Origin of the sequence: Pseudomonas sp. MF5691 (assembly GCF_016405645.1) — a bacterium.
In the GTDB taxonomy this organism is placed as follows: Bacteria; Pseudomonadota; Gammaproteobacteria; order Pseudomonadales; family Pseudomonadaceae; genus Aquipseudomonas; species Aquipseudomonas shahriarae.
Window position 1 is genome coordinate 163,825 of record NZ_JAEKDC010000005.1, and the last position, 21,526, is coordinate 185,350.

Sequence of the window (21,526 nt, forward strand, 5' to 3'; positions counted from 1 at the left end):
CTTTAAGGATCTGAACCGTGATTGGACGCTTGCGCGGCACCCTGGCTGAGAAACAGCCGCCGCACCTGATTCTGGATGTAAACGGGCTGGGGTATGAGCTGGAAGTGCCCATGACCACCCTGTACCGCCTACCGTCGGTCGGTGAGCCGATAACCTTGCACACCCATCTGGTGGTGCGCGAAGACGCGCAACTACTCTATGGTTTCATCGGCAAGCGTGACCGTGACTTCTTCCGTGAGCTGATCCGCCTCAATGGTGTGGGCCCGAAACTGGCCCTGGCCTTGATGTCGAGCCTGGAAGTGGACGAACTGGTACGTGCCGTTTCGGCCCAGGACACCTCGGCGCTGACCAAGGTGCCGGGGGTCGGTAAGAAAACCGCTGAGCGCCTGTTGGTGGAGCTCAAGGACCGCTTCAAAGCCTGGGAAGTGGTGCCAAGCATGTTTGCCCTGGTGCCGAACCAGCCGGATATGCCGGCGGCCCAGGTCGCCAGTGCCGAAAGCGATGCCGTCAATGCGCTGATCTCCCTGGGCTACAAGCCGCAGGAGGCCAGCAAGGCAGTGTCGGCCATCAAGGACAAGAACCTGAGCGCTGAAGACATGATCCGCCGAGCCCTGAAGGGAATGATTTAAGTGATTGAAGCTGATCGTCTGATTGCGGCCACCGGCCCTCGCGACCGTGAAGAGGTCCAGGACCGGGCCATCCGCCCCCTGAGCCTTGCCGACTACATCGGCCAGCCCACTGTGCGTGAGCAGATGGAGCTGTTCATCCAGGCGGCGCGCGGGCGTGCCGAGTCCCTGGACCATACGTTGATCTTCGGTCCGCCGGGGCTGGGCAAGACCACCCTGGCCAATATCATCGCCCAGGAAATGGGGGTGTCGATCAAGAGCACCTCCGGTCCGGTGCTGGAGCGCCCCGGTGACCTGGCTGCGTTGCTGACCAACCTTGAACCCCATGATGTGCTGTTCATCGACGAAATCCACCGGCTGTCGCCCATCGTCGAAGAAGTGCTGTACCCGGCCATGGAAGATTTCCAGCTGGATATCATGATTGGCGAAGGGCCGGCGGCGCGCTCGATCAAGCTCGACCTGCCACCCTTCACTCTGGTCGGCGCCACCACCCGTGCCGGCATGCTGACCAACCCGTTGCGAGACCGTTTCGGCATTGTTCAACGTCTAGAGTTTTATAGCACTGCCGATCTGGCGACGATTGTCAGTCGTTCGGCTGGGATTCTCGGCTTGCCGCTGGACCCTGAGGGTGCCTTCGAGATTGCCCGTCGGGCGCGTGGCACGCCGCGGATCGCCAACCGCTTACTGCGGCGGGTGCGCGATTTTGCCGAAGTGCGGGCCAAGGGGCATATCACCAAGGCCGTGGCCGACCTGGCGCTGAACCTGCTGGATGTCGATGAACATGGCTTTGACCACCAGGACCGGCGCCTGCTGTTGACCATGATCGAGAAGTTCGATGGCGGGCCAGTGGGCGTGGACAGCCTGGCGGCGGCGATCAGTGAGGAGCGCCATACCATCGAAGATGTGCTGGAGCCGTACCTGATTCAACAGGGTTACATCATGCGCACGCCGAGGGGCCGCGTGGTCACGCGCCATGCGTATTTGCACTTTGGGTTAAACATTCCGTCACGATTGGGGGAGATGCCTGTGGTAGACGAATTCCTCGATGCAGTGGACGATTAAAAAGGTATGGCGGGTCGATTTATTCGACGTTTGTGCTGTCCTAGTGGCTGGCGTCGTCATTCTTTCGTTAGAAATGCTGCAGAGAATGAAAAACAGTTGCCTGGCCGGATTGGCAACCTGAGGAGTAAGCACTAGAGTATGCGCGCGCAAAACGGGGATCAGTCGTTCGCACATCGCTGTCGCGTTTATTACGAGGACACCGATGCGGGCGGCATCGTGTATTACGTCAATTATCTAAAGTTCATGGAGCGGGCTCGAACCGAGCGGCTACGGGAGCTGGGCTTTGCCCAATCCCAGCTGGCAGGGGAGGACCTGTTATTTGTCGTGCATTCCAGCGAGGCCCGTTACTACGCGCCGGCGCGACTGGACGATGAATTGCTGGTCAGCGCGGAAGTAATCGAATTGAACCGTGTCAGCCTGCGCTTTAAACAGCAGGTCAGGCGGGCAACGGATGCAACGCTGCTCTGTGAGGGGCAGTTCCTGGTGGCGTGTGTGCGCACCAACAGTTTGAAACCCAGGGCCATTCCCGAAACTCTACGTGCGGCCTTTGCCAACGTGAGCGGCGCGGGTCAACAATCAAAGCAGGAGATTTAGCGTGGAACCTACCGTCGTCGACCATTCCTCCATGTGGAGCCTGGTCAGCAATGCCAGTGTCGTGGTTCAACTGGTCATGCTGACCCTGGTAGCCGCATCGGTTACCTCATGGGTCATGATTTTTCAGCGCAGCAACCTGCTGCGTGCCGGTCGACGTGCCCTGGAGAGCTTCGAAGAGCGCTTCTGGTCGGGTATCGACCTGTCCAAGCTGTATCGCCAGGCGGGCAGCAACCCGGACCCGGATTCGGGCGTCGAGCAGATCTTCCGCGCCGGCTTCAAGGAATTCTCCCGCCTGCGCCAGCAGTCCGGCGTTGACCCGGAAGCCGTCATGGAAGGCGTGGCCCGTGCGATGCGCGTAGCGATCTCCCGTGAGGAAGAAAAACTCGAGCAGAGTCTGCCATTTCTGGCCACCGTCGGTTCGGTCAGCCCGTATATCGGCCTGTTCGGTACCGTATGGGGCATCATGAACTCCTTCCGTGGCCTGGCAACGGCCCAGCAAGCGACCCTGGCCACCGTGGCCCCGGGTATCGCCGAAGCGCTGATCGCCACTGCCATCGGCCTGTTCGCTGCAATCCCCGCAGTAATCGCCTACAACCGTTTCGCCGCCACCAGCGAAACCCTGATTGGCCGTTACTACACCTTCGCCGATGAATTCCAGGCGATCCTGCACCGTAAAGTGCACACCAGCGAAGAATAAGCAGGTAATTCCCAATGGCTTTAATCGCTCGAGCTCGCAAAAAGCGCAAGCCGGTCGCCGAGATGAACGTAGTGCCTTACATCGACGTGATGCTGGTGCTGCTGGTGATCTTCATGGTGACCGCGCCGATGCTCAATCAGGGGGTGAAAGTTGATCTGCCCAAGGTTTCCAGCGAAGCCTTGCCGCAGGACAACAACACCCAGGTCCTGACCATTTCGATCAAGGCTGACAAGACCTATTACTGGAACCTTGGCAGCGAAGTCGATACCCAGAAGCAGCAGGACAAGGCCATGACCTTGCCGCAAATGACCGACGCCGTGACCAAAATCATCCGCGCCGGCAACGAAGGCGGCAAGCACACCCAGGTGTTCATCCGCGGTGACAAGTCGGTCGACTATGGCTCCGTCATGGGCGCCATGGGCGGGCTGCAGAAAGCCGGGGTCGGTAATGTTGGCTTGATTACCGAGGCGCCCTGATGCAGCAACAGCGAGAGCCGTCCGCCTCGGAAAGCTTCTTCTGGCCTAGCGTCTGGGCAATAGCCCTGCACGTTCTGGTGTTTGGCATGCTGTTTGTCAGCTTTGCCATGACCCCGGAGCTGCCGCCAGCCAAGCCGATCGTGCAGGCGACCCTGTATCAGCTGAAATCGAAAAGTCAGGCCACCACCCAGACCAATCAGAAGATTGCGGGTGAGGCCCAGAAGTCGGCTGCGCGCCAGACTGAAGTCGAACAGATGGAACAGAAGAAGGTCGAGCAGGAAGCGGTGAAGGCTGCTGCGGAACAAAAGAAAGACGAGGCGGCTCAAAAGGCCGAGGAATCGAAAAAGGCTGACGAAGCGAAGAAGGCCGACGAGGCGAAAAAGGCTGATGAAGCCAAGAAAGCCGAGAAAGCTGCCGAAGCCAAAAAAGCCGAAGAGAAACAATTGGCTGATATAGCCAAGAAGAAATCTGAAGAAGAAGCCAAGAAAGCGGCTGAAGAAGAGGCCAAGAAAAAGGCCGCTGAAGAAGCCAAGAAGAAGATAGTCGAAGACGCGAAGAAGAAAGCCGCCGAAGACGCCAAGAAAAAAGCTGAAGCAGACGAGGCGAAGAAGAAAATCGCCGACGACGCGAAGAAGAAAGCTGCCGCCGACGCCTCCAAGAAAAAGGCCCAGGAAGCAGCGCGCAAATCCGCCGAAGATAAAAAGGCCCAGGCCCTGGCAGATTTGCTTTCCGACACGCCGCAACGTCAACAGGCCTTGGCCGATGAACGTGGTGATGAAGTCGCAGGCAGTTTCGACGATCTGATTCGCGCGCGCGCAGCGGAAGGCTGGACACGTCCACCTTCGGCACGCAAAGGCATGACAGTCGTGCTGCAGATCGGCATGTTGCCGGACGGTACGGTGACTTCGGTCAGCGTGGCCAAGTCCAGTGGCGATGGTTCGTTCGACAGTTCGGCGGTTGCAGCGGTCAAGAATATTGGCCGGCTGACCGAGATGCAGGGAATGAAACCAAGCGACTTCGCTCCCTATCGTTCATTCAAGATGACATTCACACCTGAGGATCTAGCCTTGTGAGAAACCTTCTTCGAGGAATGCTTGTCGTTATTTGCTGCATGGCAGGGATAGCGGCGGCGGATGAAAAGAACATCCTGGTAACCAGCGGTAGCGATCGGGCCACTCCGATTGCGGTTGTACCGTTTGGCTGGCAGGGCGGCAGCGTGCTGCCGGACGATATGGCGGAAATCATTGGTAATGACCTGCGCAACTCGGGTTACTACGCGCCAATTCCGAAACAGAACATGATCAGCCAGCCGACCCAAGGCAGCGAAGTGATCTACCGTGACTGGAAAGCCCTGGGCGCCCAGTACCTGATGGTCGGTAGCATCGTTCCAGCAGGCGGTCGCTTGCAGGTGCAATACGCCCTGTTCAACGTGGCCACCGAGCAGCAAGTGCTGACCGGTAGCGTATCGGGCAGCGTCGACCAACTGCGGGACATGGCGCACTACATCGCCGACCAATCGTTCGAGAAACTGGTCGGTATCAAAGGTGCGTTCTCCACCCGCATCCTGTACGTGACGGCTGAGCGTTTCTCGGTGAACAACACCCGCTACACCCTGCAACGTTCGGACTACGACGGTGCCCGTGCAGTGACTCTGTTGCAATCGCGCGAGCCAATCCTGTCGCCGCGTTTTGCCCCGGATGGCAAGCGTATCGCCTACGTGTCGTTTGAACAGAAGCGTCCGCGCATCTTCGTTCAGCACATTGATACCGGTCGCCGTGAGCAGATCACCAACTTCGAGGGCCTGAACGGCGCGCCAGCCTGGTCGCCGGATGGCAATCGCCTGGCATTCGTGCTGTCCAAGGACGGTAACCCGGATATCTACGTGATGAACCTCGGTTCGCGCCAGATCACCCGCGTCACTTCCGGTCCTGGCATCAACACCGAACCGTTCTGGGGCAAGGATGGTTCGACCATCTACTTCACTTCAGACCGTGGCGGCAAACCGCAGATCTATAAGAGCAGTGTTGGCGGTGGCGGTGCGGAGCGTGTGACCTTTATCGGTAACTACAACGCCAATCCGAAGCTTTCGGCTGATGAAAAGACCCTGGTAATGATCCATCGCCAGGATGGTTTCACTAATTTCAAGGTGGCGGCCCAGGATTTGCAGCGCGGAAGCGTAAAAATCCTCACAGATAGCACTCTTGATGAGTCGCCTACTGTTGCGCCCAACGGCACCATGGTAATCTACGCCACCCGCCAGCAGGGCCGGGGAGTCTTGATGCTCGTGTCCATTAATGGACGCGTAAGGCTCCCGCTTCCTACCGCACAAGGCGAAGTCAGAGAACCATCCTGGTCCCCTTACCTGAACTGACGCGGCGCTACAAAAAGAAGTACTTAACACACTGGGGTTCATTAGGAGTTTCACGATGGAAATGCTGAAGTTTGGTAAGTTTGCTGCTCTGGCTCTGGCTCTGTCCGTAGCCGTTGGTTGCTCGTCTAAAGGCGGCGACAATGCCGGTGAAGGCGCAGCTGTTGATCCAAACGCTGGTTACGGCGCTAACACTGGTGCAGTTGACGGCTCCCTGAGCGAAGAAGCTGCTCTGCGCGCAATCACCACTTTCTACTTCGAATACGACAGTTCGGACCTGAAGCCAGAAGCCATGCGCGCTCTGGACGTTCACGCGAAAGACCTGAAAGGTAACGGCGCTCGCGTTGTTCTGGAAGGCAACACCGACGAACGTGGTACTCGTGAGTACAACATGGCACTGGGCGAGCGTCGTGCGAAAGCCGTTCAGCGCTACCTGGTACTGCAAGGTGTTTCCCCAGCTCAGCTGGAACTGGTTTCCTACGGTGAAGAGCGTCCAGTTGCTACCGGCAACGACGAGCAATCCTGGGCTCAAAACCGTCGCGTCGAACTGCGTAAGTAATTCGTCATGCGAACGTGCCGTCGTGTAGTAACCGTATTGGCTCTCAGCCTCGCACCGCTTGCGGTGTGGGCTGCGGTTCCCGTGGAAGATAGCAACTCTGGCTATAACAATAGTGGGAGTAGTTATCCACCAGCAGGTTATGGCACGAACGGCGCCTATGCAGGGGGAGCGGTTACTGCCGCTCCCTCGGCACAGGGCGAGCTGTTCAACCAGCTGCAACGCATGCAGGATCAATTGGCACAGCAACAAGGTGCGATTGAGGTTCTGCAAAATGAAGTGAACCGCCTGAAGCAAGAAGGCCTGGAGCGATACCAGGATCTTGATCGGCGTATAGGAACCGGCGTTACACCTGCCGCGACTCCTGAGAATTCTTCTGCCGGTGGCGCTGCAAGCGCCGCCGGTGGTGCAGCCGCCCAGGCCCCAGCGGCCAGCAGTGAACCGGCTGATCCGGCCAAGGAAAAGCTGTATTACGATGCAGCCTTCGACCTGATCAAAGCCAAGGATTTCGACAGGGCCAGCAAAGCGTTCACCGCTTTCCTGGGACGTTATCCAAACAGCCAGTACGCGGGCAACGCCCAGTACTGGTTGGGTGAGGTCAACCTGGCCAAGGGTGATTTGCAAGGTGCAGGCCAGGCGTTTGCCAAGGTCAGCCAGCTTTACCCCAAGCATGCCAAGGTGCCTGATTCGTTGTACAAACTGGCTGACGTAGAGCGCCGCCTGGGTCATACCGACAAGGTCAAAGGCATTCTGCAGCAAGTAGTGGCCCAATATCCTGGGACCTCTGCTGCCCAGTTGGCTCAGCGCGATTTGCAGCGTTTGTAAGCAGTGCTGTCCCGCTTGGAAGAAACCCGCGCCTGTCGCGGGTTTTTTCGTTAGAATCCACGCCCTTTTATGAAATACGCTTTTTGGGGTTCACGCTTTGCCGGGATCCCATGAAGTGCCTGACGGAGGCGGACAGCCTGTTTAGCTGTTACGCCCGTGGCGACTATGCAAGACACATTACGCATCACCGAAGTTTTTTACTCGTTACAGGGTGAAACGCGCACTGCCGGCCTGCCCACAGTATTTGTGCGCCTCACTGGCTGCCCGCTGCGCTGCCAGTACTGTGACAGCGCCTACGCCTTCAGCGGCGGCACCATTCGTACCCTCGACGACATCCTGGAGCAGGTTGCAGGCTTCCGGCCGCGCTACGTCTGCGTGACAGGCGGCGAGCCCCTGGCCCAGCCCAATGCCATTCCTTTGCTCAAGCAACTGTGTGACGCCGGTTACGAAGTGTCGCTGGAAACCAGTGGTGCCCTGGACATTTCCGCGGTCGATCCTCGCGTCAGCCGAGTGGTTGACTTGAAAACCCCGGACTCCAAGGAGGCGCATCGCAACCGTTATGAGAACATCGAGCTGCTGACGGCCAACGACCAGGTCAAGTTCGTCATTTGTTCGCGGGACGACTATGACTGGGCCAACTCCAAGCTGATCCAGTACGGCCTGGACCGACGCGCCGGCGAGGTGTTGTTCTCTCCAAGCCACCATGACTTGAACGCTCGCGACCTCGCTGATTGGGTGGTTGCGGACAACCTGCCGGTGCGCCTGCAATTGCAGCTGCATAAATACCTTTGGAATGACGAGCCGGGACGCTGAAATGACTGAACAAACGACTGATCAAAAACGTGCGGTAATCCTGCTGTCCGGCGGCCTTGACTCCGCCACCGTGGTGGCGATGGCCCGTGCCGAGGGTTACAGCTGCTACACCATGAGCTTCGACTACGGCCAGCGTTCCCATGCCGAGTTGCACGCCGCCGCCCGGGTTGCCCGCGACCTCGGTGTGGTGGAGCACAAGGTAATCGGCCTGAACCTCAATGGCATTGGCGGCTCGGCCTTGACCGACAACACCATCGACGTGCCTGAGGCGCCCACAGAGGGCATTCCGGTCACCTATGTGCCGGCCCGTAACACCGTGTTCCTCTCGCTGGCCCTGGGCTGGGCAGAAGTGCTCAACGCCCGTGACATCTTTATCGGCGTCAACGCCGTGGACTACTCCGGCTACCCGGACTGCCGCCCAGAGTTCGTCGAATCGTTCGAGCGTATGGCCAACCTGGCGACCAAGGCCGGCGTAGAAGGCCACGGCTTCCGTATCCAGGCGCCGCTGCAAAACCTGAGCAAGGCGGATATCGTGAAGGCGGGTGTAAGGCTGGGTGTCGACTACTCGCTGACTGTTTCCTGCTACCAGGCGGACAATGATGGTCGTGCCTGTAGGAAATGTGACAGCTGCCGCCTGCGCGCTGAAGGCTTCCAAGCGGCCGGAATTACTGACCCAACGCGTTATTTCTGATTTATTTAAAATAAGGTGTTGAATAATCCTTAGAAATCAGTATTATACGCGCCACCACACAGCGGGTCGTTAGCTCAGTTGGTAGAGCAGTTGGCTTTTAACCAATTGGTCGTAGGTTCGAATCCCACACGACCCACCATTTTTGGCGGTTTAGAAAATCCGGAAGGCCCACGCAAGTGAGGATTTCCGGGTTTTTTTTTGCCTGGTGCAAAAGCACGCGCAGGGCTCTCTGGGAGCGTGACGTGCTGCTTGCCGGTTAGACATGCAGCCGTCTGCGGCGACCATTCATTTCGTGGGTGGGTTGATGTCGATTGGCCGAAGATGGGCTTCGGCTGCCCCTGAACCGCGCCCCAATCCTAGGCTCAAAGCTGCTTGGCTCCATTCATCCAAGGGCTGTAGTCCACCTCCACATAACCCTGGGGCAGGCCTTGAGGGTAGTTGGCAAACCCCGGCATCTGTCGCAAGTCCAGTCGTTTGCACTGCGTGACAAGGCGCTGCTGCAACGCGCTATCTACCTTGAAGCCTTGTGAGCGGTACGGGCTTTGATTCAGGTTGACCATGCACTCACTCACTTTGCCCTGGGCATCGGCGATGAAGTGGAAGCTCGCGACGCCAATACTCTGGGGGTCATGCCCGACAAACAATTGCTCACGGAAGAAGCGGATCTGCCGGTAGAGGTCGATGCGCTTTTTCTGCAGTTGTTGCTGTTCTTCCGAAAGCCCAATCAGAGGGGTGAACACCATGGGGGCGATAATCTTTTGGGTGTCCTTGGCATCGGCGAAGACCTTGGGCGAGACTTCGGGAAACAAGGTGGTCCAGCACAGTTCGGTGACCAGTTTGGCCAGCTTGGCCTGGCGCAGGTTGTTCTGGCCCTCGTTGGGCAGCAGGGTTCCGCGTTGGGCTGAGCAGTCCACTACGTGGCTCTGCGCATCGACGGTCAGGATCATATTCATCACCCCCGTCAGTTCCTGTTCATTGGCGGCCAGGGCATAGCCGCGCAATATCGTTTGGAACGTAGTGACGAATTTTTCGTCTTTTTGTTGCAGCTGTGCTGCCGCTAAGGCTGCCGCCTGTTCGGGGGTGTGGCTCTGGCAGCCGGACAGTGACAGCAGGCTTGCACCGAGCAAGGCCAGGAGCCAGCGGGACGAAGAAGGCGCGTTGAATTCCATTTCTTGGGGGCTCGTGCACAAAGAGATTGGGAAGAGGTAGACGGGAACCATTCTCACCCATCAGGCGGTAAAGTGCGATTCGAAATACAAAAACCACACTGCTGATGGTTTTGGTTGTAATCGCTGACGTTTATCCAGCGCTGGTTTGCTCTGTAGACTCATATTGTCTATATTTGAATCTATAGATTAATTCCGAGGTGGCAACCATGAGCCTAGCCCTTCAAGCACAGCCCTTCACCCGGGAGCAATGTGTCGCCGGACTCCGGGCGGCCGTGGGCATCCTGGAAAAATGGCAGGCCAGCAGCGACCAGGCCTGTCGCATCCTGCGTATCTCGCGCAGCACTTATACCCGTGCGCGGCAGCGCGATGCCGCGTGGTCGGTGAGCCTGGATGCCGACCAGATGCAGCGCATCAGCTTTGTGCTGAACATCCACGCCACGCTGCGCATGGTGTTCGATAACCCCGAGAACGTGTACGGCTTTGCGGCGATGGCCAACGACAACGCGTTTTTCAACGGGCGCTCGCCCCTCGAGGTTATGGCCCAGGGCGATATGATTTCCCTGTACGAGACCTTCCGCCGTATTGACGTGTTGCGTGGTGCGCAATGGTGAAGGTGAGCCAGTTGGGCGATTTGCCCAGCGGGCCGTTGCACGCCTATCGCCTGGTCAATTCCAAATTCCCGCCGATTGCGTTGTTTGACGATGTGGCGGATGCCGACGAGTTTGAGGCGCTCTATCAGATCCAGGCCCTGACCAACCCAAGACTGGGCAATGAGGTCGGTCGGATCGAGCTGATACCCCGTAGGGAAATCCCCTTCGGGATTGTGGGATGTTCCTACGCCATTGCCCCGTTCACCCACGTCAATCCGGCCGGATCGCGTTTCAGCGCGGGTGATTTTGGCGTGCTGTACCTGGCGGCCACGGTCGAGACGGCACTGGCAGAAGTGCGTTATCACCAGAACCAGTATTGGTCCGGAGTTCGTGGCCTTAACTATGAGCGCTTTGTTTTTCGTGGGCTGTCTTGCACCTTTGCCGGCGACGCCATGAAGGATGCGACGTCGGTGCCGATGAGCGATCCGATCTACGACCCTGACGACTACAGCCACGCCCAGCGCTTGGGGGGCGCGCTAAAGAAGGCCGGTTGTCCCGGCCTTCGTTACCTGTCGGTGCGCTCAGAAGGCGATCACTGCTGGGCGTTGCTGACACCCAGGCCGGTGTCGTCGATTGTCCAGGCCGCCCATTACGAGATGGTCTGGAATGGACAGATCACCAGTGTCAGCAAAATCAGCGAAGCCTGAGGCTGGCGGGTCAGATCTGCCCGCGCACCAGGATTGACTCATCAATCTGCGCAATCGACGTAACCCCGGTCAGGGTCATGGCCACGCGCATTTCCTTGGCAAAGATATCCAGCAGATTCTCTACACCGCGCTGGCCATCGGCAGCCAGCGCATAGGCAGGCGCTCGTCCCAGCAATACGCCACGGGCGCCGAGGGCGAGCATGCGCACCACGTCCAGCCCCGAACGCACCCCGGAGTCCACCAGCACCGTGAGGTCGCTGCCAACCGCCTGGGCAATCTCAGGCAGAGCCTTGGCGGTGGACAACACGCCATCGAGCTGGCGGCCGCCGTGGTTGGACACGACGATGCCGTCGGCGCCGAAACTCACCGCGTCCTTGGCGTCCTGTGGGTCGAGGATGCCCTTGATGATCATCGGGCCCTTCCAGAACTCGCGGATCCACTCCAGATCTTTCCAACTGATGGAGGGGTCGAAGTTGGTAGCGAGCCAGCCGATGTAGTCTTCAAGGTGGGTCGGCTTGCCCAGGTATTTGGAGATATTGCCCAGGTCGTGGGGGCGGCCCATCAGCCCTACATCAAACGCCCAGGCCGGTTTGGTCACGGCCTGCAACATGCGCCGCTGGGCGGCGTACGGGCCGGACATGCCGGAATGGGCATCACGGTAGCGGGCGCCGGGGGTGGGCATGTCGACGGTAAACACCAGGGTTTTCACCCCGGCGGCTTGCGCACGCTCCAGGGCGTTTTTCATGAAGCCGCGGTCTTTCAATACATACAGTTGAAACCAGATCGACTGCGCCGTCTGCGACGCTACTTCCTCGATCGGGCACACCGACACGGTCGACAGGCAAAACGGCACCCCTTTATTGGCCGCCGCGTTGGCCACCTGGACTTCCCCGCGTCGGGCAAACATGCCGGTCAGGCCCACCGGGCTCATGACCACCGGCATCGCCAGCGGTTGGTCGAACAGCGTGGTCTCCAGGCTCAGGCTCTCGACGTTGCGCAGGACACGCTGGCGCAGGCTGATGTCTGCCAGGTCCGAACTGTTGGCCTTGAGGGTGTGCTCGGCGTACGCGCCACCGTCAATATAGTCGAACAGGAAACGCGGCAGTTTGCGGCGTGCGGCTTCGCGGTAATCCGATGCGGACGAAATGATCATGAACAGTGAGGCCCCGGAATAAAGAAAACGGTGGGTGGAGGATAGTCAAAGGCATTTCATGGTAAAAACAACTTTTACAACTTCATTCAAGTCGCAAATGGAATAGTCATGAACCTGCGAACGCTGCGAGCCTTTGTCGAAGTGGTGCGCCAAGGCAGTTTCTCACAGGCGGCCGAGATGGTTTCGCTTACCCAATCGAGCGTCAGCAAAGCGGTCAAGACCCTTGAAGAAGAGTTGGGCACGCCGTTGTTCAGTCGTATCGGCCATAAGAGCGAACTGACAGCAGCCGGTGAAATTGCCTACCGCCGCGCCCTGGTGTTGCTCGCCGAGCGCAGTGACTTGGTCGCCGAGATCAACGACCTGCTGGGGCTCAAGCGTGGCGTATTGCGTATTGGCTTGCCGCCGGTGGGCAGTGGTGAATTGTTTGCGGCGATGTTTGCAGTGTACCGCCAGCGTTACCCACAGATAGAGATTGAGCTGATCGAGCACGGCAGCAAGAAGCTGGGCGAGTGCCTGCAAGCGGGGGAGGTGGATGTGGCTGCGCTACTGGTGCCGGTGGAGGGCGAGTTTGAGTATCAGGACGTGCGCGTCGAGCCGCTGATGGTCGTCCTGCCCAGCAGCCACCCATTGGCCGGGCGTGAGAGTGTGGATTTTTCCGACCTGTCCGACTCGCCATTCATACTGTTCGAAGCCGGTTTTGCCTTGAACCGCATCATTCTTTCCGCCTGCGAGCGTCGCGGTGTATCGCCGAAGGTTTCGGTGCGCAGCGCCCAGATCGACTTTATCGTCGACCTGGTGGGCGCGGGCCTGGGAGTCGCCTTCCTGCCGCGCATGCTGGCCTACAAACACTTGCATGCCGGCATTGCCCTGATTGCCCTGGATGAGCCTCAGACCGACTGGCATATTGCTTTGACCTGGCGGCGCAATGCTCATCTGCCGCCGGCTGCACGAGCCTGGTTGGACCTGGCCAGGGAAATGGGCAATGTCCCTGCGCCCTAAACGATGCCAATGTCGCGGGATATCACCCGTATGCTCCCGCCGGGTAGGCGTTTTGCGGCATATTAGGCTTTTGAATCCATTCGATATTCTGTAGCCTTGCGCAGCTTCACCTTAACCCGTGCTTGATGAACACAATCACTTCGTCCGGCGGCGCCCGAAGGGCTCCGGAGCCGGTGGTACACTCGACTTTCGCGCAACTGCGCCTGCAGGTCTTGCGAACATGACGCAAATTTCCGAACGCCTTCTGGTCCAAGCCCACCTCGATGCCAAGCAGCCCAAGGTGCTCAGTGCCGAGCAAGAGGCAAGCTTACGTTCTGCCATTGCTGCCGAGCTCAAGGCTCAAGACGCGGTGCTGGTGGCGCACTTCTATTGTGACCCGGTGATTCAGGCCCTGGCCGAAGAAACCGGTGGCTGTGTTTCCGACTCCCTGGAAATGGCCCGCTTCGGCGCCGCCCACCCGGCCAAGACCGTACTGGTCGCCGGCGTGCGCTTTATGGGCGAGACAGCGAAAATCCTCACCCCCGAAAAGCGCATCCTGATGCCGACCCTGGAAGCCACATGCTCCCTGGACCTGGGTTGCCCGGTGGAAGAGTTCTCGGCGTTCTGCGACCAGCATCCGGAACGCACCGTGGTGGTGTATGCCAACACCTCGGCGGCGGTCAAGGCCCGTGCCGATTGGGTGGTGACCTCCAGTTGCGCCCTGGAAATCGTCGAAAGCCTGATGGATAACGGCGAGACCATTATCTGGGGCCCGGACAAGCACCTGGGCACCTATATCCAGCGCCAGACCGGTGCCGACATGCTGCTGTGGGACGGTGCCTGCATCGTCCACGAGGAGTTCAAGTCCAAGCAGTTGGAAGACATGAAGGCGCTGTACCCGGACGCAGCGATCCTGGTACACCCGGAGTCACCGACCTCGGTCATCGAGTTGGCCGATGCCGTGGGTTCCACCAGCCAGTTGATTGCGGCGGCGCAGCGCTTGCCGAACAAGACGTTTATCGTCGCCACTGACCGCGGCATTTTCTACAAGATGCAGCAGTTGTGCCCGGACAAGGTGTTTGTCGAAGCGCCAACCGCCGGCAACGGCGCGGCGTGCCGCAGTTGTGCGCACTGCCCGTGGATGGCGATGAATACCCTGGAGCGCACGTTGCAATGCCTGCGGGAAGGCAGCAACGAGATCTTTGTCGAGCCGTCCTTGATCCCCCATGCCGTGCGCCCACTCAAGCGCATGCTGGACTTTACCCAGGCGGCCCGCCTGAAGCTGGCGGGCAACGCCTGATCCACGGCTGATGCAGCAAAAAATGTGGGAGCGGGCTTGCCCGCGATAGCGGTGGATCAGTCTGCACATGTAGTGACTGACACACCGCCATCGCGGGCAAGTCCGCTCCCACATTTGGATCTTATTGGCCTGGGGCTATTTCTTTTTCTTCGGGATCCGCACCAATTGCGTGTCCGAATAGATGTCATGCCAGGCCCGCTGTTTCTTGTCCACCAGCGACCAGATAAACCCCAGCCCCGCGCACAACCACGACGCAATCGACACCACAAAACGCAACAGCGCCTGCCACAGGCTGATGCGCGAGCCGTCCGCATTCTGCACACGTACGCCCCACACCTGCATGCCCAGGGTCTGTCCGGAATGGGTCCAGAACTTGGCGAAGAAGCCAAACAGCACAAAAAACAGAATCGTCGACAGCAACGGATCACCGTCCAGGGCGCCGGACTCCGAGAGCGTGCGCATCTTCGCTTCACCGACAAAGGCAATCCACACCAGCTTATAGAGGAAGGCGGTGACGATCAGCAGGGCGGTACACAACAGGAAGTCATAGAACATCGCTGCCAGACGACGGCCCAGGCCAACGGCGGGGAATTCGCCTTGGGGGCTTAGCAGGTGTTTCGACATGGCTCGGCTCTCTGGAGGAAAAAAGCCATTTTACGGACAAACGCACATAAAAAAGCCTCTGATGTCACCATCAGAGGCTTTTTGTCGCAGTAAGGATCAGGCTTCTGCTTGTACTTCGTCAGCCTGCATGCCTTTCTGGCCCTGCACGGCGATGAAGGTCACTTTCTGGCCTTCTTTCAGGCTCTTGAAACCGTTGCCCTGGATAGCGCGGAAATGCACGAACAGATCCGCACCGCTTTCTGGAGTGATAAAACCAAAACCTTTCTCGTCGTTAAACCACTTGACGGTACCGCTCTGACGTTCAGCCATTTTCTTATTTCCTTGACGCTAAAAATTAATGACAGCCCCTTTCACCTGAAAGAGTACTGGGCTGGGTTGCAGGAAAGTAAGAGACGTCGAACGGGTTGTAGCAAACTTTGGCTACTGCCCAGGTCCAGGTTCAAAGCGACCCATGCAAACACAGTGGGCAAACTCTACGACAACTAACACAGAAAAAACAAGCCCTCTGCAAGCCACGTATTTACTCGCCTTCATGACACTTCGGTCAACATTGCGGCACTGTGTTATTCGATAGCGTGGGTCACTTGTTATAGGTTAATCGATATAATATTGACTATCGTCAGTGCACTATTTTATGGCGGTTGCGTTACAGATTAGTGCAAATGAACACAACCGCGTTACTTATAGGAACAGTCGATCAGCCACGGTAGTAACGTTGTGGCACGAATGGCATTTTACTTACACGAAGTGGCACCTTTTTCCCACGCACTAATGCAGAGACTTCGCTCTCCAGCGCGGTAAAGGCCGTGTCGAGGTAGCCCATGGCGAGCGGGCCGCCGAGGCTCGGGCCAAAGCCGCCGCTGCACACACGGCCGATCACGGTGCCGTGTTCATCGACAATCTCGGCGCCTTCACGGACCGGGGTGCGTTCCTGGGGCAGCAGGCCAACGCGTTTGCGGCTGACGCCGGTTTGCTGCTGGGTGAAAATCCGATCTGCCCCCGGGAAGCCCCCGGCACGCGCGCCATCGGCGCGACGGGCCTTGGAAATCGCCCACAGCAGGCTGGCTTCAATCGGCGTGGTCTCGGTGTTCATATCGTGGCCATAGAGGCACAGCCCGGCTTCCAGGCGCAGGGAGTCGCGGGCGCCGAGGCCGATAGCTTCGACTTCAGTTTCGGCCAGCAGGCTACGGGCCAGGCTTTCGGCACTGGCCGCAGGCACCGAGATCTCAAAACCGTCTTCGCCGGTATAGCCGGAACGGCTGACGTAGCACTCGACCCCCAGCAGGCGCAGGGGCGCGAACTGCATAAAGGTCATCTTGGTCACTTCCGGCGCCAGGCGCGCCAGTACTTTCACCGCTGCCGGGCCTTGCAGGGCCAGCAGGGCGCGCTCTTCAAACAGTGGCTCGATCTGGCATTGCTCGCCCAGATGCTGGCGCAGGTGCGCCAGGTCCTGATCCTTGCAGGCGGCGTTGACCACCAGAAACAGCTCGTCGTTACCCAGGTTGGCGACCATCAGGTCATCGAGGATGCCGCCCTGGTCGTTAGTGAACATGGCGTAGCGCTGCATGCCCACGGGCAGGTCGATGATATCCACCGGCACCAGGGTTTCCAGGGCCTTGGCGGCGTTGGACCCGGTCAGGCGGATCTGGCCCATGTGCGACACATCAAACAACCCGGCCTGTTCACGGGTGTGCTGGTGTTCTTTCATCACGCCCAGGGGGTATTGCACCGGCATGTCATAACCGGCGAACGGCACCATGCGTGCGCCCAGTTCAAGGTGCAGGGCGTGCAGCGGGGTTTTCAACAGGGTTTCGGTGGACATATTCAGCTCCTGAAAAACGTGCTGGCGCGTTTATAAGCATCAGCACTCGATAATGTTGACGGCCAAACCGCCACGGGCGGTTTCCTTGTATTTGCTTTTCATATCGGCGCCGGTCTGGCGCATGGTGCGGATCACCTTGTCGAGGGACACGAAGTGCTGCCCATCACCGCGCAAGGCCATGCGCACCGCATTGATCGCCTTCACCGAACCCATGGCATTGCGCTCGATGCAGGGCACCTGCACCAGGCCGCCAATCGGGTCGCAGGTCAGGCCGAGGTTATGCTCCATGCCGATTTCGGCGGCGTTCTCCACCTGGGAGACGGTGCCGCCCAGCACTTCACACAAGGCTCCGGCGGCCATGGAACAGGCCACGCCCACTTCGCCCTGGCAGCCGACCTCAGCCCCGGAGATCGAGGCGTTTTCTTTGTAGAGGATGCCGATGGCCGCGGCGGTCAGCAGGAAGCGCACCACCCCGTCCTCATTGGCGCCGGGGATAAAGCGCATGTAGTAATGCAACACCGCCGGCACAATCCCGGCGGCACCGTTGGTGGGCGCCGTGACCACGCGCCCGCCGTTGGCGTTTTCTTCGTTGACCGCCAGGGCATACAGGTTGACCCAATCCAGCACCGACAGCGGGTCGCGCAGCGCCGATTCCGGGTTCTTGCACAACTGGCGATGCAACGCGGCCGCACGGCGCTTGACCTTCAAGCCTCCGGGCAGGATGCCTTCATTGCGACAGCCGGCCGCCACGCAGTCCTGCATGACCTGCCAGATCTTCAGCAGGCCGCTGCGGGTCTCGGCTTCCGGGCGCCAGGCGCTTTCGTTGGTCAGCATCACCTGGCTGATGGACAGCCCGTAGGTGGTGCAATGGCCAAGCAAATCCTTGGCGTGCTTGAAAGGGAAGGTCAGGGGCGTGGCGTCTTCGACGATCCGGTCGGCGCCGGCCGCGTCTTCATCCACCACAAAACCACCGCCCACCGAGTAGTACTCACGGCTGCGGATCTGGATGCCGGCTGCGTCAAACGCACGAAAGATCATGCCGTTGGGGTGGTAGGCGAGGGGTTTGCGAATCATCGCCAGGTGTTCTTTCTCGTTGAACGCAATGCTGTGTTCACCGAGCAGGTTCAAGCGAGCGTCGCCGCGCATCTGCACCAGGCGCGCGGCCACGGTTTCGGTGTCGACGGTGTCCGGGTGTTCACCTTCCAGGCCCAGCAGCACGGCCTTGTCACTGCCGTGGCCTTTGCCGGTGGCGCCGAGTGAACCGTAGAGTTCCACCTTGACGCAGGTGGTGGCGTGCAACAGGTCGTCCCGCTTGAGGCCCTCGGCGAAGCGGGCGGCGGCACGCATCGGGCCAACGGTGTGGGAACTGGAGGGGCCGATGCCAATCTTGAACAGGTCGAACACGCTTAAAGACATGAGTTGTTCTCCGGTTTCTTATTATTGGAAGCAAGCTGTTCTGCGCAATGCGATCACTGTGGGAGCCGGGCTTGTGTAGGCGCTGGCTTGCCTGCGATGCAGACACCTCGGTCTATCAGTAGCTCCGAGGTGAGGCTATCGCAGGCAAGCCAGCTCCTACACAAAGCCAGCTCCTACACTGACTGCGTCTCTTCAGTCAGATCACGCGTAGCTCTCGATCGACGGGCACGCACACACCAGATTGCGATCGCCAAACACGTTGTCGACCCGGCCGACCGGCGGCCAGTACTTGCCTTCGATCAACGACGCTACCGGATACACCGCCTGTTCACGGCTGTACGGGTGGCTCCATTCACCGACGATTTCAGCTGCCGTGTGCGGCGCGTTTTTCAGCGGGTTGTCGTCCTTGTCCAGCGTGCCGTTTTCCACCGCGCGGATTTCCTCGCGGATAGCGATCATGGCGTCGCAGAAGCGGTCCAGTTCTTCCTTGGATTCGCTTTCGGTCGGCTCGATCATCAAGGTGCCGGCCACCGGGAACGACATGGTCGGGGCATGGAAACCAAAGTCGATCAGGCGCTTGGCCACGTCATCCACGCTGATGCCGCTGCTGTCCTTGAGCGGGCGCAGGTCTAGGATGCACTCGTGCGCCACCAGGCCGTTGCTGCCGGTGTACAGCACCGGGTAGTGCTCTTCCAGGCGACGGGAAATGTAGTTGGCATTGAGGATCGCCAGTTGCGAAGCGCGCTTGAGGCCCGCACCACCCATCATGCTGATGTACATCCAGGTGATCGGCAGGATGCTCGCACTGCCAAATGGCGCCGCGCAGACTGCGCCTTCCTTGCGCTGCATGGCCGCGTGGCCGGGCAGGAATGGCGTGAGGTGCGACTTGACGCCAATCGGGCCAACGCCCGGGCCGCCACCGCCGTGGGGGATGCAGAAGGTCTTGTGCAGGTTCAGGTGCGACACGTCGCCGCCGAACTTGCCCGGGGCGCACAGGCCGACCATGGCGTTCATGTTGGCGCCATCGATATACACCTGGCCGCCGTTGTCATGGATGATCCCGCAGATTTCGCGGATGCCTTCCTCGAACACGCCATGGGTCGACGGGTAGGTGATCATCAGCGCGGCGAGGTGCTCGCGGTGCTCGATGGCCTTGGCGCGCAGGTCTTCGATGTCCACGTTGCCACGGGCATCGCACGCGGTGACGACTACGCGCATGCCGGCCATGTTGGCGGTGGCCGGGTTGGTGCCGTGGGCCGACGAAGGAATCAGGCAGATATCGCGGCGTTCTTCACCACGGCTCTGGTGATAGGCACGGATCGCCAAGAGGCCCGCGTACTCGCCCTGGGAACCGGCGTTCGGCTGCAGGGAGATGGCGTCGTAGCCGGTGGCCGCGCAGAGCATGGCTTCCAGTTCAGTGGTCAGTTGCAGGTAGCCGGCGCTTTGCTCGGCCGGGGCGAACGGGTGCAGGGCCCCGAACTCGGCCCAGGTCACCGGGATCATTTCACTGGCGGCGTTGAGCTTCATGGTGCACGAGCCCAGCGGGATCATGGTGCGGTCCAGCGCCAGGTCCTTGTCGGCCAGCTTGCGCAGGTAGCGCATCAGCTCGGTTTCCGAGTGATAGCGGTTGAACACCGGGTGGCTGAGGATCGGCGATTGGCGCAGCAGCGCGGCCGGCAGAGTGCTGTCGACGCTGGCGGCGAGGGCGGCGAAGTCCGGCAGGGCTTTACCGCCTGCGAACACGCTCCACAGGGTTTCGATATCGGCCTGGGTGGTGGTTTCATCCACCGACAGGCCCAGGCGTGCCGCGTCCACGACGCGCAGGTTGATGCGCTGGGCACGGGCCTGGTCGTGCAGGGCCGCAGTGTTGGCGCCGGTGGCCAGGGTCAGGGTGTCGAAGAACGTCTCTTGTTCAACCTTGAAGCCCAGGGCACCCAGGCCTTTGGCGAGGATTGCGGCCAGGTGATGAATGCGCGTGGCGATCTGCACCAGGCCTTTGGGGCCGTGGTACACCGCGTACATGCTGGCAATGTTGGCCAGCAGTACCTGGGCGGTGCAGATGTTGCTGGTGGCCTTTTCGCGGCGGATATGTTGCTCGCGGGTCTGCATGGCCAGGCGCAGGGCCGGCTTGCCGAAACGGTCTACGGACACACCGACCAGACGCCCCGGCATGTCACGCTTGAACGCGTCCTTGGTGGAGAAGTAAGCGGCGTGCGGGCCACCAAAGCCCAGCGGCACGCCGAAGCGCTGCGCACTGCCGATGGCCACGTCGGCACCGAACTCACCCGGTGGGGTCAGCAGGGTCAGGGCCAGCAGGTCGGCGGCCACGGCCACCAGTGCGTTGGCGGCGTGGAAGCGCTCGGTCAATTCACGGTAGTCGAACACATCACCGTTGCTGGCCGGGTATTGCAGCAGGGCGCCGAAGAACGGGCTGACATCCGTCAGTTCACGCTCGTCGCCCACTACCACCTCGATGCCCAGCGGCTCGGCACGGGTGCGCAGCACGTCGAGGGTCTGCGGGTGGCTGTGCACGGAGGCAAAGAACTGGTTGCTGCCCTTGTTCTTGCTCAGACGCTTGCAGAAGGTCATGGCCTCGGCGGCGGCAGTGGCTTCGTCGAGCAGGGATGCGTTGGCGATCGGCAGGCCGGTAAGGTCACTGATCAGGGTCTGGAAGTTCAGCAGCGCTTCCAGGCGGCCTTGGGAGATCTCGGGCTGGTAAGGCGTGTAGGCGGTGTACCAGGCCGGGTTTTCCAGGAGGTTGCGCAGGATCGGCGACGGCGTGTGGCAGTTGTAATAGCCCTGGCCGATGTAGGTCTTGAACAGTTGGTTCTTGGCGGCGATGGCCTTGATCGAGGCCAGTGCATCGGCCTCGCTCAGGCCGTCGCTCAGGCCCAGCACGGCGGTGCCCTTGATGCTTTCCGGGATCACGCTGGCGCTCAAGGCTTCCAGGGAGTCAAAACCCAGCGTCGCGAGCATCTGTTGCTCGTCGTCCTGGCGCGGGCCGATGTGGCGGGCGATAAATTCGTTGGCGGTGCTCAGGTTGATACTCATGGCGCGCT

The 21,526-nt window shown here is 59.8% G+C and carries 22 protein-coding genes and 1 tRNA gene; 16 read left to right on the forward strand and 7 right to left on the reverse strand.

The annotated features are described in order from the left end of the window. Positions 1 to 17: 17 nt before the first annotated feature. The 12 genes from ruvA (at position 18) to JFT44_RS09975 (ending at position 8,847) form a co-directional block, all read left to right on the forward strand. Positions 18 to 629, forward strand: coding sequence for a Holliday junction branch migration protein RuvA (ruvA, locus tag JFT44_RS09920; RefSeq protein ID WP_003193868.1), 612 nt, complete (start codon positions 18 to 20; stop codon positions 627 to 629). Continuing rightward, complete coding sequence (gene ruvB, locus JFT44_RS09925) at positions 630 to 1,688, forward strand: Holliday junction branch migration DNA helicase RuvB (RefSeq protein ID WP_029300308.1); 1,059 nt, start codon at positions 630 to 632, stop codon at positions 1,686 to 1,688. A gap of 138 nt (positions 1,689 to 1,826) precedes the next feature. Continuing rightward, positions 1,827 to 2,282, forward strand: a complete 456-nt coding sequence (gene ybgC / locus JFT44_RS09930) for a tol-pal system-associated acyl-CoA thioesterase (protein ID WP_057441374.1) — start codon at positions 1,827 to 1,829, stop codon at positions 2,280 to 2,282. Between the two features lies 1 nt (position 2,283). Next, complete coding sequence (tolQ, locus tag JFT44_RS09935) at positions 2,284 to 2,979, forward strand: protein TolQ (RefSeq protein WP_029300305.1); 696 nt, start codon at positions 2,284 to 2,286, stop codon at positions 2,977 to 2,979. A 23-nt stretch (positions 2,980 to 3,002) separates the two neighbouring features. Next, a complete protein-coding gene (gene tolR / locus JFT44_RS09940; protein WP_162473200.1) occupies positions 3,003 to 3,455 on the forward strand; it encodes a protein TolR in 453 nt (150 codons plus the stop codon). Further along, positions 3,455 to 4,528: a cell envelope integrity protein TolA gene (gene tolA / locus JFT44_RS09945; protein ID WP_029300302.1), complete on the forward strand. Its 1,074-nt coding sequence runs from the start codon at positions 3,455 to 3,457 to the stop codon at positions 4,526 to 4,528. Before tolR ends, tolA begins: the two co-directional genes overlap by 1 nt. Positions 4,529 to 4,545: 17 nt before the next feature. After that, positions 4,546 to 5,826 (forward strand): Tol-Pal system beta propeller repeat protein TolB, encoded by a 1,281-nt coding sequence (gene tolB / locus JFT44_RS09950; RefSeq protein WP_154220440.1) that lies wholly within the window; start codon positions 4,546 to 4,548, stop codon positions 5,824 to 5,826. A 55-nt stretch (positions 5,827 to 5,881) separates the two neighbouring features. After that, on the forward strand, positions 5,882 to 6,382 hold the full coding sequence (pal, locus tag JFT44_RS09955) for a peptidoglycan-associated lipoprotein Pal (protein WP_029300299.1): 501 nt from the start codon (positions 5,882 to 5,884) through the stop codon (positions 6,380 to 6,382). Positions 6,383 to 6,388: 6 nt separating this feature from the next. Then, positions 6,389 to 7,204: a tol-pal system protein YbgF gene (gene ybgF, locus JFT44_RS09960; protein WP_057960522.1), complete on the forward strand. Its 816-nt coding sequence runs from the start codon at positions 6,389 to 6,391 to the stop codon at positions 7,202 to 7,204. A 165-nt stretch (positions 7,205 to 7,369) separates the two neighbouring features. Beyond that, positions 7,370 to 8,017, forward strand: coding sequence for a 7-carboxy-7-deazaguanine synthase QueE (gene queE, locus JFT44_RS09965; RefSeq protein ID WP_057441364.1), 648 nt, complete (start codon positions 7,370 to 7,372; stop codon positions 8,015 to 8,017). A 1-nt stretch (position 8,018) separates the two neighbouring features. Next, positions 8,019 to 8,708 (forward strand): 7-cyano-7-deazaguanine synthase QueC, encoded by a 690-nt coding sequence (gene queC, locus JFT44_RS09970; protein WP_057960521.1) that lies wholly within the window; start codon positions 8,019 to 8,021, stop codon positions 8,706 to 8,708. Positions 8,709 to 8,771: 63 nt separating this feature from the next. After that, a tRNA-Lys gene (locus JFT44_RS09975) sits at positions 8,772 to 8,847 on the forward strand. 223 nt (positions 8,848 to 9,070) lie between these two features. Here the strand turns inward: JFT44_RS09975 and JFT44_RS09980 are convergent. Beyond that, positions 9,071 to 9,877, reverse strand: coding sequence for a hypothetical protein (locus JFT44_RS09980; RefSeq protein ID WP_198830605.1), 807 nt, complete (start codon positions 9,875 to 9,877; stop codon positions 9,071 to 9,073). Positions 9,878 to 10,083: 206 nt separating this feature from the next. Here JFT44_RS09980 and JFT44_RS09985 point away from each other — a divergent pair, with 206 nt between their 5' ends. Next, entirely contained in the window at positions 10,084 to 10,488 is a 405-nt protein-coding gene (locus JFT44_RS09985; RefSeq protein WP_057440007.1) for an antitoxin Xre-like helix-turn-helix domain-containing protein, read from the forward strand. Continuing rightward, on the forward strand, positions 10,482 to 11,174 hold the full coding sequence (locus JFT44_RS09990) for an RES family NAD+ phosphorylase (protein ID WP_198830606.1): 693 nt from the start codon (positions 10,482 to 10,484) through the stop codon (positions 11,172 to 11,174). Before JFT44_RS09985 ends, JFT44_RS09990 begins: the two co-directional genes overlap by 7 nt. A 10-nt stretch (positions 11,175 to 11,184) precedes the next feature. Here the strand turns inward: JFT44_RS09990 and lldD are convergent, their stop codons facing one another. Further along, entirely contained in the window at positions 11,185 to 12,327 is a 1,143-nt protein-coding gene (lldD, locus tag JFT44_RS09995; RefSeq protein WP_057440006.1) for an FMN-dependent L-lactate dehydrogenase LldD, read from the reverse strand. 108 nt (positions 12,328 to 12,435) lie between these two features. Between lldD and JFT44_RS10000 the strand changes: the two genes are divergently transcribed. Both JFT44_RS10000 and nadA read left to right on the forward strand, forming a co-directional pair. Beyond that, entirely contained in the window at positions 12,436 to 13,326 is an 891-nt protein-coding gene (locus JFT44_RS10000) for a LysR family transcriptional regulator (protein WP_057440005.1), read from the forward strand. Positions 13,327 to 13,546: 220 nt separating this feature from the next. Beyond that, positions 13,547 to 14,605, forward strand: a complete 1,059-nt coding sequence (nadA, locus tag JFT44_RS10005; RefSeq protein ID WP_029300280.1) for a quinolinate synthase NadA — start codon at positions 13,547 to 13,549, stop codon at positions 14,603 to 14,605. A gap of 135 nt (positions 14,606 to 14,740) precedes the next feature. On the opposite strand, the gene JFT44_RS10010 is transcribed toward nadA, so the two are convergent. The 5 genes from JFT44_RS10010 to gcvP form a co-directional block, all read right to left on the reverse strand. Next, positions 14,741 to 15,229: an RDD family protein gene (locus tag JFT44_RS10010; RefSeq protein ID WP_029300279.1), complete on the reverse strand. Its 489-nt coding sequence runs from the start codon at positions 15,227 to 15,229 to the stop codon at positions 14,741 to 14,743. Positions 15,230 to 15,325: 96 nt separating this feature from the next. Then, positions 15,326 to 15,538: a cold-shock protein gene (locus JFT44_RS10015; RefSeq protein WP_029241865.1), complete on the reverse strand. Its 213-nt coding sequence runs from the start codon at positions 15,536 to 15,538 to the stop codon at positions 15,326 to 15,328. Between the two features lie 388 nt (positions 15,539 to 15,926). Further along, on the reverse strand, positions 15,927 to 17,051 hold the full coding sequence (gene gcvT / locus JFT44_RS10020; protein WP_057960517.1) for a glycine cleavage system aminomethyltransferase GcvT: 1,125 nt from the start codon (positions 17,049 to 17,051) through the stop codon (positions 15,927 to 15,929). Positions 17,052 to 17,090: 39 nt separating this feature from the next. After that, on the reverse strand, positions 17,091 to 18,467 hold the full coding sequence (locus JFT44_RS10025; RefSeq protein WP_057960516.1) for an L-serine ammonia-lyase: 1,377 nt from the start codon (positions 18,465 to 18,467) through the stop codon (positions 17,091 to 17,093). A 201-nt stretch (positions 18,468 to 18,668) separates the two neighbouring features. After that, positions 18,669 to 21,518 (reverse strand): aminomethyl-transferring glycine dehydrogenase, encoded by a 2,850-nt coding sequence (gene gcvP, locus JFT44_RS10030; protein WP_115128821.1) that lies wholly within the window; start codon positions 21,516 to 21,518, stop codon positions 18,669 to 18,671. Between the last annotated feature and the right edge of the window lie 8 nt (positions 21,519 to 21,526).